This is a genomic window from Bacillus sp. FSL K6-2841 (assembly GCF_037976435.1).
Lineage (GTDB): Bacteria > Bacillota > Bacilli > Bacillales > Bacillaceae > Bacillus > Bacillus pumilus.
The window spans coordinates 588,825-607,056 of record NZ_CP150266.1; the positions used below are offsets into that span (position 1 = coordinate 588,825).

Below are 18,232 nucleotides of genomic sequence, written 5' to 3' on the forward strand. Positions count from 1 at the left end.
GCTTATCTTCTATTATATGAAGAAAAAAGGTGCAAAAAGGATTGAAGTCAACCAGAATTTGTTATAAAGTATCAGAAAATAAAAATAATTGGAGTGACGACAAATGCTGTGGAAACCTTTGTTTGAACATGATGTTCCAAATGCCCTCCGTCCATAACGGAGAGTGATCTCCGTTTGTGGATATGGTACTCAAAATATCCAATAACGGAGGGAAAATGATGAATGAAAAATATATAGGCGCCCTTTACCTAGCAATCGCAGCAAGTATTTGGGGCGGCATGTACGTGGTTGTCAAAGTAACAGTAGCGGTTGTCCCGCCACTTGAGCTCGTCTGGATGAGATATGCTGTAGCAGGAGTCGTTTTGGTGTTCACCATTTGGCGCTTGGGCTATTCCTTTCGATTAGATAAAAAAGATATCCCGCTTATGGTGTTGATTGGGCTGATCGGAAATTTCCTTTCAATCGTGACCCAAGAAATAGGGACGATGTATACCTCTGCACAAATGGGGGCTGTTATTACATCTGCAACTCCTGCGTTTATGGTGCTGTTTGCTTTCTTTCTATTAAAAGAAGCCATGACTGTTCGAAAGTGCGCATCCATCCTGCTTGCTACAGCAGGTGTATGGCTCATGATTGGACCAGTTGCAGTACAGACAGATGAATTTGTTGGTGGTCTTTCATTGATCTTCGCTGCTTTAACATGGGCGCTGATGTCTGTTTTGCTCAAACGTGTTCCAGGAAAGTACCCTCAGGTGGTGACAACCACATATGCGATCATCATTGCATTCATTGTTTTAACACCGCCTGTATTATTTCGTTTACCTCACCTAGATGTGGAACAGGTAGCAAGGCCTGAGATTTGGGGCGGTATTCTATATCTAGGCATCATCTCAACAGCTCTAGCATTCTTTTTATGGAATAGAGGGCTTCAATTAATGGATGCCTCAAGCGGCGGTTTGTTCTTTTTCTTTCAACCGATCGTAGGTGCCGTTCTGGGCTGGATGCTTTTGGGAGAAGAAATGGGATTACGCTCATTCATTGGCATTCTATGTATCTTTGCAGGTGTCTATACTGTACTGCGTCAAAAGGAATAAAAGAAGATGTCCCTTGTAATAGGGGCATCTTCTTTATAAATGAGAGATTGAGAGAGGATGGAGGGAACTAGGATGATACAATTTCCACAATTACAAAAAGGACAAACGATTGGTGTCACAGCACCTTCCTCAGATGTACAGCCATCATTGCATGACATGTTTCAGCTCTCATGCGAACGAATGAAAAAAAGAGGCTATGATGTCATATGTGGAGAGACGGTCTGGAAGCAGGAAAAGGCGAAATCTGCCCCTGCCGTAGAACGAGCAAAGGAGCTTCAGTACATGATGACATGTGATGAGATTGATCATATCATCCCGCCATGGGGAGGGCAGCTTTTAATGGAAGTGCTAGAGCACCTTGATTTCTCATCGATGCAAAAAAAGTGGATTCTTGGTTATTCAGATACTAGTGCTCTCCTGCTCGCGTTGACATTCAAAACAGGTATTGCTACTGCGCATGGGCCGAATCTAGTAGATCTTCAGGGAGAAGAGCTTGATCAAACGACTGTCATGTGGGAAGAAGTACTTTCAACAAAAGGGGAAATGGACATCAGCCAATATTCTTCATCAATGTATCAAAAGGAATGGCAGTTTGACAATCCGATTGAACATGTTTTTCATTTAACAGAACCGACCGCATGGCATACGGTTGATCGACAAGAAAAGATGTTAAAGGGGAGACTGATGGGCGGCTGTATTGATGTCATTCGCCACTTAGCGGGGACGCCTTTTGGAGACGTCAAAGCTTTTCAAAAAACATTCTTAAAGGATGAACCAATTCTCTGGTACTTTGAAAACTGCGAATTAAATGCTGCAAGCGTGAAGAGATCGCTCGTTCAATTAAAACTAGCAGGATGGTTTGATCACTGTTCAGGTATTATGTTTGGGCGAAGTGCAGTAGATGTGCCTGTGGAAGGGTATCAGTATCAGGATGTATATGAAGAATTACAAAAGGAATTACAAATCCCTATTTTTTACGATATAGATTGTGGACATGTACGGCCGCAAATGACGCTGATTAATGGCGCATATGCAGAAGTGCAGCTGCAACCTCAAGGCAAAGCGGTCCTAAAGCAAGCATTTTTATCATAAGAAAAGGAAAGGGGAAGCCCTTTCCTTCATATAACACTACATTCCTGTGGTTTCTTCACCTGCTTTTGGAACTTCCCAAGCAGACTCACGGAATACTTTCTCCCATTTCGATACGACAATACATGCAACGGCATGACCTGGAACGTTCACACCAGTTCGTGCCATATCCATAATTCGATCAACTCCGGCGATAATGGCGACGCCTTCTGCTGGAAGACCTACTGCATGAGCGGTTGCCAAAAGAACGACGAGTGAACCGGATGGCACCGCTGCAATCCCTTTACTCGTTAACACAAGAACAAGCATCATCAAAAGCTGCTGTGACAAACTCATGTCGACACCAAACGCTTGTGCAAGGAACACACAGGAAACCGATAAATATAAACTGGAGCCATCACAATTGAGAGAAAGACCAGATGGAATGACAAAGGAGACAATTCTTTTCGGACAGCCGTATTTTTCCATTCTTGACATAAGCTGAGGAAGGACAGTTTCTGTACTTGTAGTAGAGAAGGCAACCAAGAACAAATCCCAAATCATTTTTAAAACTTCGAAGTAGTTAAAACGGAAGATCAGTGCGACTAGAGGGAACAAAGCAAAGAGAATAATGAATAATCCTAAAAATACAGTCCCAACAAGCTTCATCATCGGGATTAATAACACAATGCCATATTGACCAACAGAAGCAGCCATTAATGCAAGCACTCCAATAGGTGCTGTCACCATGACCATCTGCGTTAGCTTAAACATAATTTGTGCCACTGATTCAAAGAAGTTGAGAACAGGAGCGGATGCCTTACCGATACCGCTTGCGGCTACACCAAATAATATGGCGAAGAAAATGACAGCAAGTAAATCATTTTGAGCCATGACATCGACGATATTCGTTGGAATGATATCGAGTACCATTTGTTTAAAGTCGACGACTTTTTGCGTATAACCGTCTAATTCACCAATATCTTTCTTAGCTAATTTAGAGAAATCAAGGCCAACGCCTGGTTTAAGAACATTAGCCAGCAATAGACCAATTCCTAGAACGATGGTTGTGATAACCTCAAACCAAATGATCGTCTTTAATCCTAGGCTGCCCATTTTCTTCATACCACCACTGCCAGCTGCACCAATAACAATGGTAGAGAAAACGATAGGAACAACGATCATTTTAATCAATCTGATGAATCCATCCCCAATTGGCCTGAGGGCCATCCCGAAGTCAGGAAAGAAATGGCCGATAAGAGCTCCTATCACCAAAGCGATCATGATTTGAAAAGCGACGAACTTTTTCATCATCTCCTACCCCCTTTAATTGCTTGGAAAATTTTAAGAATTTTCCAATAAATAAAAATTCTATGTGACCATGTTTTGTCCTCCTTTGGATTTAGAAAGATTTTATTTAAGAATCATTAGAATTATGAAGAAAGAGAAGAAAATAGGGCTATCGCATCTCTAGTTATCTAAGAAAAAACCACTTCTTAAAAAACATGAAACTTTTTTAGAAAAATGTATTGACCCTTTTATATGATCCATGGTATATTTTTATTCGTCGCTGATGACGTATTTGAAACAAAGACATTCAAACACATGCGGCAAACAAATTTTAAAAAGATGTTGACTTGATAAAAACGATATGTTAAGATAATTAAGTCGCCTGATTAAGCGCCCGTAGCTCAATTGGATAGAGCGTTTGACTACGGATCAAAAGGTTAGGGGTTCGACTCCTCTCGGGCGCGCCAATACAAATCACGCGGGTGTAGTTTAGTGGTAAAACCTCAGCCTTCCAAGCTGATGTCGTGAGTTCGATTCTCATCACCCGCTCCATTTTTTAAATATGATCTTTGAAAACTAAACAAGACAAAACGTACCTGTTAATTCGAGTTTTTATAAAAAATCCTATGTAATATCATAGGTAGTCAGTCAAACGCTGACGAAAAACAAAACTTCGGTTTTGTACTTTTTCGGAGAGTTTGATCCTGGCTCAGGACGAACGCTGGCGGCGTGCCTAATACATGCAAGTCGAGCGAACAGAAGGGAGCTTGCTCCCGGATGTTAGCGGCGGACGGGTGAGTAACACGTGGGTAACCTGCCTGTAAGACTGGGATAACTCCGGGAAACCGGAGCTAATACCGGATAGTTCCTTGAACCGCATGGTTCAAGGATGAAAGACGGTTTCGGCTGTCACTTACAGATGGACCCGCGGCGCATTAGCTAGTTGGTGGGGTAATGGCTCACCAAGGCGACGATGCGTAGCCGACCTGAGAGGGTGATCGGCCACACTGGGACTGAGACACGGCCCAGACTCCTACGGGAGGCAGCAGTAGGGAATCTTCCGCAATGGACGAAAGTCTGACGGAGCAACGCCGCGTGAGTGATGAAGGTTTTCGGATCGTAAAGCTCTGTTGTTAGGGAAGAACAAGTGCGAGAGTAACTGCTCGCACCTTGACGGTACCTAACCAGAAAGCCACGGCTAACTACGTGCCAGCAGCCGCGGTAATACGTAGGTGGCAAGCGTTGTCCGGAATTATTGGGCGTAAAGGGCTCGCAGGCGGTTTCTTAAGTCTGATGTGAAAGCCCCCGGCTCAACCGGGGAGGGTCATTGGAAACTGGGAAACTTGAGTGCAGAAGAGGAGAGTGGAATTCCACGTGTAGCGGTGAAATGCGTAGAGATGTGGAGGAACACCAGTGGCGAAGGCGACTCTCTGGTCTGTAACTGACGCTGAGGAGCGAAAGCGTGGGGAGCGAACAGGATTAGATACCCTGGTAGTCCACGCCGTAAACGATGAGTGCTAAGTGTTAGGGGGTTTCCGCCCCTTAGTGCTGCAGCTAACGCATTAAGCACTCCGCCTGGGGAGTACGGTCGCAAGACTGAAACTCAAAGGAATTGACGGGGGCCCGCACAAGCGGTGGAGCATGTGGTTTAATTCGAAGCAACGCGAAGAACCTTACCAGGTCTTGACATCCTCTGACAACCCTAGAGATAGGGCTTTCCCTTCGGGGACAGAGTGACAGGTGGTGCATGGTTGTCGTCAGCTCGTGTCGTGAGATGTTGGGTTAAGTCCCGCAACGAGCGCAACCCTTGATCTTAGTTGCCAGCATTTAGTTGGGCACTCTAAGGTGACTGCCGGTGACAAACCGGAGGAAGGTGGGGATGACGTCAAATCATCATGCCCCTTATGACCTGGGCTACACACGTGCTACAATGGACAGAACAAAGGGCTGCGAGACCGCAAGGTTTAGCCAATCCCATAAATCTGTTCTCAGTTCGGATCGCAGTCTGCAACTCGACTGCGTGAAGCTGGAATCGCTAGTAATCGCGGATCAGCATGCCGCGGTGAATACGTTCCCGGGCCTTGTACACACCGCCCGTCACACCACGAGAGTTTGCAACACCCGAAGTCGGTGAGGTAACCTTTATGGAGCCAGCCGCCGAAGGTGGGGCAGATGATTGGGGTGAAGTCGTAACAAGGTAGCCGTATCGGAAGGTGCGGCTGGATCACCTCCTTTCTAAGGATATATGGAGCAGCGTGCGTTTTCGTCTTGTTTAGTTTTGAAGGATCATTCCTTCAAGACATGTCTCTAGCGAGACAGGATTGTTCTTTGAAAACTAGATAACAATAAGTAATACATTCACATTGAATGCAATGCAAAGTTCATCACACATAGTGATTCTTTCTAAAGTAAGAAATGGTTAAGTTAGAAAGGGCGCACGGTGGATGCCTTGGCACTAGGAGCCGATGAAGGACGGGACGAACACCGATATGCTTCGGGGAGCTGTAAGCAAGCTTTGATCCGGAGATTTCCGAATGGGGAAACCCACTGCTCGTAATGGAGTAGTATCCATACTTGAATACATAGAGTATGAGAAGGCATACCCGGGGAACTGAAACATCTAAGTACCCGGAGGAAGAGAAAGCAAATGCGATTCCCTGAGTAGCGGCGAGCGAAACGGGAACAGCCCAAACCAAGAGGCTTGCCTCTTGGGGTTGTAGGACACTCTATACGGAGTTACAAAGGAACGATATAAGCGAAGAGGTCTGGAAAGGCCCGCCAAAGAAGGTAACAGCCCTGTAACTGAAATGTTGTTCTCTCCAGAGTGGATCCTGAGTACGGCGGAACACGTGAAATTCCGTCGGAATCCGGGAGGACCATCTCCCAAGGCTAAATACTCCCTAGTGACCGATAGTGAACCAGTACCGTGAGGGAAAGGTGAAAAGCACCCCGGAAGGGGAGTGAAATAGATCCTGAAACCGTGTGCCTACAAGTAGTCAGAGCCCGTTAAAGGGTGATGGCGTGCCTTTTGTAGAATGAACCGGCGAGTTACGATCCCGTGCAAGGTTAAGCAGAAGATGCGGAGCCGCAGCGAAAGCGAGTCTGAATAGGGCGCATGAGTACGTGGTCGTAGACCCGAAACCAGGTGATCTACCCATGTCCAGGGTGAAGTTCAGGTAACACTGAATGGAGGCCCGAACCCACGCACGTTGAAAAGTGCGGGGATGAGGTGTGGGTAGGGGTGAAATGCCAATCGAACCTGGAGATAGCTGGTTCTCTCCGAAATAGCTTTAGGGCTAGCCTCAAGGTAAGAGTCTCGGAGGTAGAGCACTGATTGGACTAGGGGCCCCTACCGGGTTACCGAATTCAGTCAAACTCCGAATGCCGATGACTTATCCTTGGGAGTCAGACTGCGAGTGATAAGATCCGTAGTCGAAAGGGAAACAGCCCAGACCGCCAGCTAAGGTCCCAAAGTATACGTTAAGTGGAAAAGGATGTGGAGTTGCTTAGACAACCAGGATGTTGGCTTAGAAGCAGCCACCATTTAAAGAGTGCGTAATAGCTCACTGGTCGAGTGACTCTGCGCCGAAAATGTACCGGGGCTAAACGTATCACCGAAGCTGCGGACTGTTCTTACGAACAGTGGTAGGAGAGCGTTCTAAGTGCTGTGAAGTCAGACCGGAAGGACTGGTGGAGCGCTTAGAAGTGAGAATGCCGGTATGAGTAGCGAAAGACGGGTGAGAATCCCGTCCACCGAATGCCTAAGGTTTCCTGAGGAAGGCTCGTCCGCTCAGGGTTAGTCGGGACCTAAGCCGAGGCCGAAAGGCGTAGGCGATGGACAACAGGTTGATATTCCTGTACCACCTCCTCACCATTTGAGCAATGGGGGGACGCAGGAGGATAGGGTAAGCGCGGTATTGGATATCCGCGTCCAAGCAGTTAGGCTGGGAAATAGGCAAATCCGTTTCCCGTGAAGGCTGAGCTGTGATGGCGAGCGAAATTTAGTAGCGAAGTTCCTGATTCCACACTGCCAAGAAAAGCCTCTAGCGAGGTGAGAGGTGCCCGTACCGCAAACCGACACAGGTAGGCGAGGAGAGAATCCTAAGGTGATCGAGAGAACTCTCGTTAAGGAACTCGGCAAAATGACCCCGTAACTTCGGGAGAAGGGGTGCTTCTTAGGGTGTTAAAGCCCCGAGAAGCCGCAGTGAATAGGCCCAGGCGACTGTTTAGCAAAAACACAGGTCTCTGCGAAGCCGTAAGGCGAAGTATAGGGGCTGACGCCTGCCCGGTGCTGGAAGGTTAAGAGGAGCGCTTAGCGTAAGCGAAGGTGCGAATTGAAGCCCCAGTAAACGGCGGCCGTAACTATAACGGTCCTAAGGTAGCGAAATTCCTTGTCGGGTAAGTTCCGACCCGCACGAAAGGCGCAACGATCTGGGCACTGTCTCAACGAGAGACTCGGTGAAATTATAGTACCTGTGAAGATGCAGGTTACCCGCGACAGGACGGAAAGACCCCGTGGAGCTTTACTGCAGCCTGATATTGAATGTTGGTACAGCTTGTACAGGATAGGTAGGAGCCTTGGAAACCGGAGCGCTAGCTTCGGTGGAGGCATCGGTGGGATACTACCCTGGCTGTATTGACCTTCTAACCCGCTGCCCTTATCGGGCAGGGAGACAGTGTCAGGTGGGCAGTTTGACTGGGGCGGTCGCCTCCTAAAATGTAACGGAGGCGCCCAAAGGTTCCCTCAGAATGGTTGGAAATCATTCGCAGAGTGTAAAGGCACAAGGGAGCTTGACTGCGAGACCTACAAGTCGAGCAGGGACGAAAGTCGGGCTTAGTGATCCGGTGGTTCCGCATGGAAGGGCCATCGCTCAACGGATAAAAGCTACCCCGGGGATAACAGGCTTATCTCCCCCAAGAGTCCACATCGACGGGGAGGTTTGGCACCTCGATGTCGGCTCATCGCATCCTGGGGCTGTAGTCGGTCCCAAGGGTTGGGCTGTTCGCCCATTAAAGCGGTACGCGAGCTGGGTTCAGAACGTCGTGAGACAGTTCGGTCCCTATCCGTCGCGGGCGCAGGAAATTTGAGAGGAGCTGTCCTTAGTACGAGAGGACCGGGATGGACGCACCGCTGGTGTACCAGTTGTTCTGCCAAGGGCATCGCTGGGTAGCTATGTGCGGACGGGATAAGTGCTGAAAGCATCTAAGCATGAAGCCCCCCTCAAGATGAGATTTCCCATTCCGCAAGGAAGTAAGATCCCTGAAAGATGATCAGGTTGATAGGTCTGAGGTGGAAGCGTGGTGACACGTGGAGCTGACAGATACTAATAGATCGAGGACTTAACCTTTATTCTAATGTGAAGTTTGAACATTGTTATCTAGTTTTGAGAGAACATTCTCTCCATCAGGTTTGGTGGCGATAGCGAAGAGGTCACACCCGTTCCCATACCGAACACGGAAGTTAAGCTCTTCAGCGCCGATGGTAGTTGGGGGTCTCCCCCTGTGAGAGTAGGACGCCGCCAAGCTTGTTAAATTTATATCGTCGCGGGGTGGAGCAGTTCGGTAGCTCGTCGGGCTCATAACCCGAAGGTCGCAGGTTCAAATCCTGCCCCCGCAACCAAATTATTTTATATACCAATGGGAGTGCTCATTGAGTGCAACCAAAATGGTCCGGTAGTTCAGTTGGTTAGAATGCCTGCCTGTCACGCAGGAGGTCGCGGGTTCGAGTCCCGTCCGGACCGCCATTTTTATGACTTGTAAACGAAAACGTATAGTTTCGTTTTTTTTTATGTCTTTTTCTTTTCATACGTATCCAAGATACATTGAATGGGTTTGTGTTTGGCTACACGTTATGTAAAAAAAGATAGATCACTTCAACCCAGCCTGGTTTTTTCATACCAGGCTTTCTTTATATCATTTTTAATTGAAACTGAAACTCATATTGGCTTACACTAATACTAATTATGTCTGACATCGTGTCTATTCAATCAATTGATTGCATGAAGGGGCTGTCTTTTTATGGATGAATTTGATCTTATTCGCCGAATTACACCAAAAGAAACACATCAGCGTTCTTTAATTATGGGCATCGGAGATGATGCAAGTGTTTATCAACCTCATTCACATTGTGAAGAGGTCGTTTGTGTTGATACAATGGTGGAGCATGTCCATTTTCGCTTTGATTTTTCCGCACCTTTTGAGATTGGCTTTAAAGCACTAGCGGTCAATGTCAGTGATATCGCCGCAATGGGAGGAACCCCAAAGTATTATCTTGTATCAATTGCGATTCCGCCTCATGGTGATGAGACGGTCGTTTCAGCTCTTTACGAGGGAATGAAAGCACTCGCTGATACTTATCAAATGGATTTGATTGGTGGAGATACGGTGGCCACTCGCAGTGACTTTGTCATTACAGTAACGGTCATTGGCGAAGTACCAAAGGGAAAAGCTTGTTATCGTCACAGTGCTCAGACAGGAGACGTCGTCTTTGTCACAGGTGAGCTGGGTTCATCAGCTGCTGGCTTATCACTTTTAATGAACGAAGTAGCCCCTCCCAAGGCAGTCGACACAGCTTTTTTTCTTGAGCGTCATAAAAAGCCTCAGCCACACATTACTGCTGGTCTCATTTGCTCAAGCTTCCCGCGGGTCGCCTTGAATGATGTGAGTGATGGATTAGCGAGTGAGCTGAATGAGATAGCCGAAGCGAGTCATGTGACGATAGAGATAGAAACAAACAAGCTCCCCATACATCCAGATTTACCAGTGCTGCGTAAAGACTGGCTGGAATGGGTGTTATTTGGCGGGGAAGACTTTGTATTAACTGGTACGATTCCAGAGGCTGATTGGGAAAGCTTTGAAATGCAATGCAGAAAAGAACACATTTACATCACCCGTATTGGACAAGTCAAAGATGGCCAAACAGCAAGCGTTCTATTAAAAGATAATGAACAGCAAACAATGTTAACGAAAAAAGGATATAATCATTTTAAGAAATGAGGTGACATCCACAGTGAAATTAATGTGGACGACAAAAGGTGCGGATGAGACGAAACGAATTGCCGCTGCATTGGCCAAACTTGTGATGCCAGGCGATGTTTTGACATTAGAAGGGGATTTAGGCGCAGGCAAAACGACTTTTTCAAAAGGTTTTGCAGAAGGCTTAGGGATTACCCGTATCGTCAACAGCCCTACCTTTACGATTATTAAAGAATATACTGATGGCAGACTGCCACTTTATCATATGGATGTGTACCGCATGGAAGATGCGGAAGAAGATATCGGGCTCGAAGAATATTTTGAGGGCGAAGGTGTATGCTTGGTTGAGTGGGCACATCTCATTGGACCTCAATTGCCTTCCTCCTATTTGAAAATAGAAATGCTAAGAACAGAACGTGAAGAAGAACGTCATCTCACGTTTAGTGCAAAAGGGGACCGCTATGAGGCCCTTTGTAAGGAGATGAAAGAATTTGACCATACTGGCAATTGATACGTCAAACCATACACTAGGAATTGCCCTTGTCAAAAATTCCACAGTGATTGGTGAGAGCATTACGTATTTAAAAAAGAACCATTCCGTCCGAGCAATGCCGACTGTTGAGGCATTGATGAAAGAATGTGGTGTAGCCCCAAGTGAGCTAAGTAAAATTGTTGTAGCGAAAGGACCTGGTTCCTACACTGGTGTTCGAATCGGTGTGACCATTGCAAAAACACTCGCATGGACGCTGTCTATCCCGATATCGGCTGTTTCGAGTTTAGAAACACTTGCGGCAAATGGTCAATACTTTGATGGATGGATCTCACCACTATTTGATGCGAGAAGAGGACAAGTTTATACTGGACTATATACGTTTGAAGAAGGAAAGATCCAAGAGATCAAACAAGACCAAAATATCTTGCTCACGGATTGGCTTCATGAGCTGAAGCAGACAGGAAAGCCTGTCCTATTCCTTGGACAGGATGTGCATCTTCATGAAGAGAGCATTCGCTCCATTTTAGGAGAAACGGCTGTGATAGCAGAGGGAGCTTTTCATAACCCAAGACCTTCAATGCTTGCGTTTTTAGGGGCAGATCGTCCTGCTGAAGATGTCCATCAGCTTGTTCCTAACTATATTCGTATGGCAGAAGCGGAAGTGAAATGGCTTGAAGGACAAAAATAATCTCAACATAACCGAGATTCGAAAAATGACGGTAGCGGACATTCCAGAGGTGTATACGATTGAAGTGCATTCGTTTACTGCCCCTTGGAAAAAAGAATCATTTGTCTATGAGATTCTTCATAACCAGTACAGCCATTATTTCCTCATTGAAGAAGATGAGCAGCCTGTTGGGTATTGCGGGGTCTGGATCGTCATGGACGATGCACAAATTACGAACATTGCGATTCTCCCTGAGCATAGAGGAAAGGGTTACGGGGAAGCATTGCTGCGATATGTCATGGAGTTTTGTAAAGAAAAAAAGACAGATCATCTTTCTTTAGAGGTGCGGGTTTCAAATACACCTGCACAATCCCTTTATGAAAAGCTTGGTTTCAGACCAGCTTCTATTCGAAAGAATTATTATACGGATAATGGAGAAGATGCATTGGTTATGTGGGTGAATATAAATGAATGAACAAACAGATCGATTCATATTAGGTATAGAGACAAGCTGTGATGAAACAGCTGCATCTATTGTGAAAAATGGAAAAGAAATAGTAGCGAATGTGGTCGCGTCGCAAATAGAAAGCCATAAACGGTTTGGCGGAGTTGTGCCAGAAATTGCTTCAAGGCATCACGTGGAGCAAGTCACCATCGTGTTAGAAGAAGTAATGGCACAGGCCAATATGAGCTTTCAGGATTTAGATGCCATTGCTGTTACAGAAGGACCAGGCTTAGTCGGTGCCCTTCTGATCGGTGTCAATGCAGCCAAGGCACTGAGCTTTGCCCATCAAATTCCTCTTGTTGGTGTCCATCATATTGCGGGGCATATTTATGCAAACCAACTTGTAGATGAATTGCAGTTTCCATGCTTGGCTCTTGTTGTCTCTGGTGGACATACTGAGCTTGTACTAATGAAAGAGCACGGCTGTTTTGAGGTGATCGGAGAAACATTAGATGATGCGGCTGGAGAAGCTTACGATAAAGTGGCCCGGACGATGGGTCTTCCGTATCCAGGCGGACCTCATATTGATCGGTTAGCACATGAAGGAGAGCCAACGATTAAGCTTCCTCGTGCATGGCTTGAAGAAGGTTCCTACCACTTTAGCTTTAGTGGATTAAAATCAGCTGTTATTAACACACTACACAACGCATCTCAAAAAGGAGAAACAATTGCTCCAGAGAATTTGGCAGCAAGCTTTCAAGCAAGTGTCATTGAGGTGCTTGTTGGGAAAACATTAAAAGCGGCTGAGGCCTATGGTGTCAAGCAGGTTGTCCTAGCTGGTGGAGTCGCTGCCAATAAAGGACTGAGAGAAGCCTTAACGACAGCATTCACAAAGATTCCTGACGTGAAGGTCATCATTCCACCGTTATCTCTTTGCACAGACAATGCAGCCATGATCGCTGCTGCTGGAACCATTGCGTTTGAAAAAGGTATAAGAGGCGATATGGCAATGAATGGCCAGCCGGGCTTACCGCTTGTCTCATATGAATGAAAACTCCTGTGGATACACAGGTTTTTTTCATTTTTAATGAAAGCGATTTATTCACATGTAAACGTGATATATCCACAATTATTAGAAAATTTCGTTTTAAAATGAAGTGGATGTGCACAAACACGGTCTTTCATGTGGATATGTGATTAAATCTCTGTGGATAAAGTGGATAAGTCCAATTTTTAAAAGAATAATAAAGAAGTTATTGTGGATACTAATGTGGATAATAAATTTTCACTAAAAGAAAAAAGAGCACCCATTAGGGCACTCTTTAAGATTCGGATAGCTCTTCCCACTCTGAGAAAAGGGATTCCAGCTCTTGATGAAGCGTATCATTTTCTGTTTGAATGTTTTGGACCTTCTCGTGATCTTGAAAAATGGCAGGATCACATAGAAGCTCTTCATTTTCACCAAGCTTCGCTTCAATGTTAGCAATCCGCTCTTCAATTTCCTCGATTCTGCGCTGCTTTTGTCTTTCTTTCTTTTTCAGTTCTTTTTCTTCCGCATAAGAAAGCTTTGCCGTTTCAACGGGCTTTGCTGCTTGTTTTTTAAGCGCCTCATTTTCTTGAATCGCCTTAAGCTCTAATTGTTCATTTTTCTTTTCAAGGTAGTAGTCATAATCACCGAGATACTCTTTTGTTTCTGTTGGCGACAGCTCGAATACTTTCGTTGCCAGACGGTTGATAAAATAACGGTCATGCGAGACAAATAAGATGGTTCCTGGATAATCAATCAGTGCATTTTCTAGAATTTCCTTACTATCTAAGTCCAAATGGTTCGTAGGCTCATCAAGTATCAGGAAATTGGCTTTTTGGAGCATCAGCTTTGCCAGGGCAAGGCGCGCTTTTTCTCCACCGCTTAATGCATGAACGGGCTTTAAGACGTCGTCACCGGAAAAGAGGAAGTTCCCTAAACATGTCCGAATTTCTTTTTCATTCATATGAGGATAGTCATCCCAAAGCTCATTGAGCACTTTTTTGGAGGATGTCAGTTTGGCTTGTTCTTGGTCATAGTAGCCGATTGTGACATGAGATCCAAAGGTGATGTCGCCTTTTACAGGCTTTAATGTGTTCGTTAACGTTTTTAAAAGGGTTGATTTCCCGATTCCATTAGGACCAATGAGTGCTACGCTATCCTCGCGTTTGATCTGAAAAGAAAGAGAGGATAGAAGCGGTGTTTTTTCATCATAACGAATGTCGAGATCATGTACCTTCAGCACATCATTGCCGCTTTGTCTCGCAATATCAAAATGAAAGTTTGCCGATTTTTCATCACCTAATGGCTTATCTATACGATCCATCCGTTCCAGCTGCTTGCGTCTGCTCTGAGCGCGCTTTGTGGTTGAGGCTCTTGCTAGGTTGCGATCTACGAAATCTTGAAGTTTTGAGATTTCTTCTTGCTGCTTTTCGTAAAGTTTCATATCGCGCTCTAGCTGCTCAGCTTTCAGATCAAGATACTTACTATAGTTGCCTGCAAACTTTTTCATGGCAGTTCTTGAGACTTCATATACATGGTTCACCACTTTGTCTAAGAAGTAGCGGTCATGGGACACGATCAGAATGGCGCCTGTATAATTTTGCAAATACTGCTCCAGCCATGATAAGGTATCAATATCTAAATGGTTTGTCGGCTCGTCCAGAATTAAGAGCTCCGGTTTCATTAATAAGAGCTTTCCAAGTGCTAGACGGGTTTTCTGGCCGCCGCTTAAGGATTGAACGGTTGTCTCATCTTCAAAGTGACTAAAGCCGAGTCCATGAAGAATGGAGCGGACGTCTGCTTCGTATTGATAGCCGCCTTGATCTTTAAATTCCTGCTGTAGCCTGTCATAGGTTTTCATGAGGGAATCCAGCTCCGAACTTGTGGAGGAAGCCATTTTCTCCTCGATGGTTCTCATCTCTTGTTCCATCTTTTTCAAATGATCAAAAACCGATAATAATTCGTCTTTTAACGTACGTGTAGACGTCACATCGGTATGCTGTGCTAAATAGCCAATCGATAGGTCCTTCGGTTTGATGATCTCACCTTGCTCGTAAGACAATTGACCGGCGATGATTTTCAAAAGGGTGGATTTGCCTGCGCCGTTACGACCTACAATGGCAATCCGATCCCTTGCTTTCACTTCCAATTTTATATTCGTTAAAACGGTATCAGCACCAAACGATTTGGACAGCTGATTCACTTGTAGAATCATCATGTAACTTCACCTCTGCTATAATATGTTAAGTGTAGCTTATCAGCAGTAAACCGGCAAATGATACATACAATCGCCATATTCAAATGAAAGACAGATAGGAAAAAATAGTGTATCATTTGAGTGAGGGAGCGTTGAAAAGATGAGTCAATTTAGCCACTTTAACGAACAAGGAAGAGCAAAGATGGTCGACATTAGTGACAAATCGTCTACCGTGAGAACCGCTGTTGCTGTTTCAAGTGTTCGTATGATAAAAGAAGTGTTTCATAAAATAGAGCAACGTGAAATTGGAAAAGGGGATGTGCTGTCTGTTGCACAGGTTGCTGGCATCATGGCAGCAAAGCAAACATCTACCATCATTCCAATGTGTCATCCGCTTGCACTAAAAGGTGTGGATATCTCCTTTGATTGGGAGGAAGACGGAAATGCGCACATTCTGAACATACAAGTACAAGTGAAAACAAAAGGAAGTACGGGTGTGGAGATGGAAGCGCTCACTTCTGCTTCAGTATGTGCACTGACTGTTTACGACATGTGCAAAGCGATTGATAAAGGCATGATCATCGGTCCTACCTATTTAATTGAAAAGACAGGCGGGAAAAACGGTGATTTTCACAGAGCATCTGATATTTAAGTTGGAGGACCTTATATGAATATAGATCAGTCAAAAATTCCACAAGCGACAGCCAAACGTTTGCCGCTATATTACCGTTTTTTAAAAAATCTGCATGCATCAGGAAAACAAAGGGTGTCATCAGCAGAGCTTAGTGATGCAGTCAAAGTGGATTCTGCTACCATTCGCCGAGATTTTTCGTACTTTGGTGCACTTGGGAAGAAAGGGTATGGCTATAATGTCGATTACCTTTTGACCTTCTTTAGAAAAACACTTGACCAAGATGAAATGACCAATGTCATGCTCATCGGTGTCGGGAATTTAGGGACTGCATTTTTACACTATAATTTCATCAAAAACAATAATACAAAAATTTCAATGGCTTTTGACGTCAATGAGAGTAAAATAGGAAGTGAGATAGGCGGCGTGCCTGTCTATGATTTGGATAAGCTTGAAGAGCATGTTCAAGAGGTAGGAGATATTCCTGTTGCCATTTTGACAGTACCTGCCGTAGCAGCTCAACCCATTACAGATCGTTTGATTGCCCTTGGCATCAAAGGGATCCTTAATTTTACGCCGGCCCGATTGAATGTGCCGGAACACATTCGAATTCATCATATAGATTTGGCGGTTGAACTTCAGTCTCTTGTGTATTTCTTAAAGCATTACTCTATTACACAGGAGGATTGACGAAAAGGGGTAAAGGGGGTGGAGCAAATGGGTCCGATTGGTCCTGGAAGTTTGGTTCTGATTGCGATTGTTGCGCTCATTATTTTTGGGCCGAAAAAGCTTCCTCAATTAGGAAGAGCAGCAGGAGATACATTACGTGAATTCAAAAATGCCACAAAGGGTTTAGCTGATGATCAGGAAGAAAGTAAGAAAAAAGAAGATCAGTAGAATAGGATGAGCTTCATGAATGTCAAAGATATGCCGCTTATGGAGCATATTGTGGAACTGCGAAAACGTTTAGTGATCATTGCGATGTTTTTTGTCGCTTTTATGGTGGCTGGTTTTTTTCTTGCTAAGCCGGTCATTGTGTATTTACAAAATACCGATGAAGCGGCCACACTGACACTAAATGCATTTAAGCTCACAGATCCGCTGTACGTGTTTATGCAGTTCGCATTTGTCATTGCTTTGATTTTGACGTGTCCTGTGATTTTGTATCAGCTGTGGGCGTTTGTGAGTCCTGGCTTATATGAAAAAGAAAGAAAGGTGACACTTGCTTATATTCCGATTGCACTGCTTTTATTTTTGAGCGGTGTGGCTTTCTCTTATTTTATTTTGTTTCCGTTTGTCGTCGATTTTCTGATGCGGATGTCGAATGATTTAAATGTAGAGCAAGTGATTGGGATTCATGAGTATTTTACATTTCTGATGCAGTTAACACTTCCATTTGGCTTTTTGTTTCAGATGCCCGTCGTGTTGATGTTTCTCACAAGACTTGGCATCATCACACCGATGTTTTTATCAAAAATACGGAAGTATGCCTATTTTGTCCTCCTTGTCATTGCCGCACTCATTACACCGCCAGAGATCGTTTCTCACCTCATGGTTACCTTGCCGATGCTCGTTTTATACGAAGTGAGTATCGGCATTTCGAGAGTGACCTATCGCAAAATGCAGCAAACAGAGACAGAGGAGAAAGAAAGTTATGATGTCTCATAAAAAAGCATCGTGATCCAAATAAGGGTCACGATGCTTTTTCTATTATGAAAGGAATTGATTGATCGCTTGAAATAAATGCTGATAATAGGAAGGCTTATGCGGTACAAAATCTTGTATACAGACTACTCTGCTTTCCTCACATCGTTCTCCGGTTTCATCAATTTCAAAGCCCTCCAGCTGCATGTTTTCACATTTTCTTGTGAAAAGCTGCTGTGCATCCATTAGCTTTGCTCTGTAAAGTCCAGCGACTTCTTCTTTTTGTAATTGAATGTTCATCTGCTCTTCTTGATGGACGTAAAGATAGACATGGCAAAATTCACGATCAGTCAAATCGGGTAGATGGATTTCATCCTGTATAACTCCTGCAAAGGTCAAATCCTCAAAAGGTATAGTAAGACCAATCTCTTCTTCTACCTCTCTCATACCGTCAGAAGGCTGTTCATTTGCAAGAAGGTGACCTGCTGCGGTGATATCAAAAAGAGAAGGGAAATCCTTTTTGGCGGGACTTCTTAGCTGAAAATAGAGATACATGGTGTCATGTTCCTTTTTGAGAAGCCAGAAATGAAAGGTTTCATGCCAAAGGCCTTGGGTGTGGACATCTGAACGGGTTGTAACTCCAATCGTTTCATGCTGCTCATTTAAGATGTTCAGTTTTTCTTGTTCCATGAAAACTTGTC

The 18,232-nt window shown here is 44.8% G+C and carries 14 protein-coding genes, 4 tRNA genes and 3 rRNA genes; 18 read left to right on the top strand and 3 right to left on the bottom strand.

Annotated elements, in window-relative coordinates; all coding sequences use genetic code 11:
• The first annotated feature begins 218 nt into the window (after positions 1-218).
• Positions 219-1,094 (top strand): DMT family transporter, encoded by an 876-nt coding sequence (locus MHH68_RS02940; RefSeq protein WP_339165048.1) that lies wholly within the window; start codon positions 219-221, stop codon positions 1,092-1,094.
• A gap of 72 nt (positions 1,095-1,166) precedes the next feature.
• On the top strand, positions 1,167-2,186 hold the full coding sequence (locus MHH68_RS02945) for a S66 peptidase family protein (protein ID WP_339165049.1): 1,020 nt from the start codon (positions 1,167-1,169) through the stop codon (positions 2,184-2,186).
• A 36-nt stretch (positions 2,187-2,222) separates the two neighbouring features.
• Here the strand turns inward: MHH68_RS02945 and gltP are convergent, their stop codons facing one another.
• On the bottom strand, positions 2,223-3,473 hold the full coding sequence (gene gltP / locus MHH68_RS02950; protein ID WP_058015452.1) for a glutamate-aspartate/proton symporter GltP: 1,251 nt from the start codon (positions 3,471-3,473) through the stop codon (positions 2,223-2,225).
• A 369-nt stretch (positions 3,474-3,842) separates the two neighbouring features.
• On the opposite strand from gltP, the gene MHH68_RS02955 reads away from it, so the two are divergent.
• From MHH68_RS02955 to tsaD, 12 genes are all read left to right on the top strand, one after another.
• Positions 3,843-3,919 (top strand) — tRNA-Arg (locus tag MHH68_RS02955).
• An 11-nt stretch (positions 3,920-3,930) separates the two neighbouring features.
• A tRNA-Gly gene (locus MHH68_RS02960) sits at positions 3,931-4,004 on the top strand.
• Between the two features lie 134 nt (positions 4,005-4,138).
• Positions 4,139-5,687: ribosomal RNA gene (locus tag MHH68_RS02965) — 16S ribosomal RNA — on the top strand.
• Positions 5,688-5,869: 182 nt separating this feature from the next.
• Positions 5,870-8,800 (top strand): 23S ribosomal RNA (locus MHH68_RS02970).
• A gap of 61 nt (positions 8,801-8,861) precedes the next feature.
• Positions 8,862-8,977, top strand: a 5S ribosomal RNA gene (gene rrf / locus MHH68_RS02975).
• The 16S, 23S and 5S rRNA genes sit together here with 4 tRNA genes alongside, the layout of an rRNA operon.
• Before the next feature lie 18 nt (positions 8,978-8,995).
• A tRNA-Met gene (locus MHH68_RS02980) sits at positions 8,996-9,072 on the top strand.
• 47 nt (positions 9,073-9,119) lie between these two features.
• A tRNA-Asp gene (locus tag MHH68_RS02985) sits at positions 9,120-9,196 on the top strand.
• A gap of 274 nt (positions 9,197-9,470) precedes the next feature.
• The gene (thiL, locus tag MHH68_RS02990; protein WP_339165051.1) at positions 9,471-10,448 is read left to right on the top strand and encodes a thiamine-phosphate kinase; all 978 of its coding nucleotides are present in this window, start codon (positions 9,471-9,473) and stop codon (positions 10,446-10,448) included.
• Between the two features lie 22 nt (positions 10,449-10,470).
• Complete coding sequence (tsaE, locus tag MHH68_RS02995; RefSeq protein ID WP_058015579.1) at positions 10,471-10,938, top strand: tRNA (adenosine(37)-N6)-threonylcarbamoyltransferase complex ATPase subunit type 1 TsaE; 468 nt, start codon at positions 10,471-10,473, stop codon at positions 10,936-10,938.
• On the top strand, positions 10,919-11,608 hold the full coding sequence (tsaB, locus tag MHH68_RS03000) for a tRNA (adenosine(37)-N6)-threonylcarbamoyltransferase complex dimerization subunit type 1 TsaB (RefSeq protein ID WP_339165053.1): 690 nt from the start codon (positions 10,919-10,921) through the stop codon (positions 11,606-11,608). The genes tsaE and tsaB overlap by 20 nt, the downstream gene beginning before the upstream one ends.
• 25 nt (positions 11,609-11,633) lie before the next feature.
• Entirely contained in the window at positions 11,634-12,062 is a 429-nt protein-coding gene (gene rimI / locus MHH68_RS03005; protein ID WP_003214231.1) for a ribosomal protein S18-alanine N-acetyltransferase, read from the top strand.
• Positions 12,055-13,083, top strand: a complete 1,029-nt coding sequence (gene tsaD / locus MHH68_RS03010) for a tRNA (adenosine(37)-N6)-threonylcarbamoyltransferase complex transferase subunit TsaD (protein WP_144463091.1) — start codon at positions 12,055-12,057, stop codon at positions 13,081-13,083. The genes rimI and tsaD overlap by 8 nt, the downstream gene beginning before the upstream one ends.
• 271 nt (positions 13,084-13,354) lie before the next feature.
• Here the strand turns inward: tsaD and MHH68_RS03015 are convergent, their stop codons facing one another.
• Entirely contained in the window at positions 13,355-15,277 is a 1,923-nt protein-coding gene (locus tag MHH68_RS03015) for an ABC-F family ATP-binding cassette domain-containing protein (RefSeq protein WP_339165055.1), read from the bottom strand.
• Positions 15,278-15,416: 139 nt separating this feature from the next.
• On the opposite strand from MHH68_RS03015, the gene moaC reads away from it, so the two are divergent.
• From moaC to tatC, 4 genes are read left to right on the top strand one after another with little or no spacing between them, the layout of a single operon-like run.
• The gene (moaC, locus tag MHH68_RS03020; RefSeq protein ID WP_025092758.1) at positions 15,417-15,908 is read left to right on the top strand and encodes a cyclic pyranopterin monophosphate synthase MoaC; all 492 of its coding nucleotides are present in this window, start codon (positions 15,417-15,419) and stop codon (positions 15,906-15,908) included.
• A gap of 15 nt (positions 15,909-15,923) precedes the next feature.
• Positions 15,924-16,577, top strand: a complete 654-nt coding sequence (locus MHH68_RS03025; protein ID WP_012009076.1) for a redox-sensing transcriptional repressor Rex — start codon at positions 15,924-15,926, stop codon at positions 16,575-16,577.
• A gap of 27 nt (positions 16,578-16,604) precedes the next feature.
• The gene (locus tag MHH68_RS03030) at positions 16,605-16,784 is read left to right on the top strand and encodes a twin-arginine translocase TatA/TatE family subunit (RefSeq protein WP_058015564.1); all 180 of its coding nucleotides are present in this window, start codon (positions 16,605-16,607) and stop codon (positions 16,782-16,784) included.
• A gap of 6 nt (positions 16,785-16,790) precedes the next feature.
• The gene (gene tatC / locus MHH68_RS03035; protein ID WP_339165057.1) at positions 16,791-17,555 is read left to right on the top strand and encodes a twin-arginine translocase subunit TatC; all 765 of its coding nucleotides are present in this window, start codon (positions 16,791-16,793) and stop codon (positions 17,553-17,555) included.
• A gap of 42 nt (positions 17,556-17,597) precedes the next feature.
• Here tatC and MHH68_RS03040 read toward each other — a convergent pair whose 3' ends face one another.
• Complete coding sequence (locus MHH68_RS03040; RefSeq protein ID WP_339165058.1) at positions 17,598-18,221, bottom strand: NUDIX domain-containing protein; 624 nt, start codon at positions 18,219-18,221, stop codon at positions 17,598-17,600.
• Positions 18,222-18,232: the final 11 nt, after the last annotated feature.

Coding starts and splice junctions, on each gene's coding strand:
- MHH68_RS03015 (WP_339165055.1), bottom strand. CDS start 15,277: ATGATGATTCTACAAGTGAATCAGCTGTCCAAATCGTTTGGTGCTGAT.
- MHH68_RS03030 (WP_058015564.1), top strand. CDS start 16,605: ATGGGTCCGATTGGTCCTGGAAGTTTGGTTCTGATTGCGATTGTTGCG.
- MHH68_RS02945 (WP_339165049.1), top strand. CDS start 1,167: ATGATACAATTTCCACAATTACAAAAAGGACAAACGATTGGTGTCACA.
- tatC (WP_339165057.1), top strand. CDS start 16,791: ATGAGCTTCATGAATGTCAAAGATATGCCGCTTATGGAGCATATTGTG.
- MHH68_RS03025 (WP_012009076.1), top strand. CDS start 15,924: ATGAATATAGATCAGTCAAAAATTCCACAAGCGACAGCCAAACGTTTG.
- MHH68_RS02940 (WP_339165048.1), top strand. CDS start 219: ATGAATGAAAAATATATAGGCGCCCTTTACCTAGCAATCGCAGCAAGT.
- MHH68_RS03040 (WP_339165058.1), bottom strand. CDS start 18,221: ATGGAACAAGAAAAACTGAACATCTTAAATGAGCAGCATGAAACGATT.
- tsaE (WP_058015579.1), top strand. CDS start 10,471: ATGTGGACGACAAAAGGTGCGGATGAGACGAAACGAATTGCCGCTGCA.
- rimI (WP_003214231.1), top strand. CDS start 11,634: ATGACGGTAGCGGACATTCCAGAGGTGTATACGATTGAAGTGCATTCG.
- gltP (WP_058015452.1), bottom strand. CDS start 3,473: ATGAAAAAGTTCGTCGCTTTTCAAATCATGATCGCTTTGGTGATAGGA.
- thiL (WP_339165051.1), top strand. CDS start 9,471: ATGGATGAATTTGATCTTATTCGCCGAATTACACCAAAAGAAACACAT.
- moaC (WP_025092758.1), top strand. CDS start 15,417: ATGAGTCAATTTAGCCACTTTAACGAACAAGGAAGAGCAAAGATGGTC.
- tsaD (WP_144463091.1), top strand. CDS start 12,055: ATGAATGAACAAACAGATCGATTCATATTAGGTATAGAGACAAGCTGT.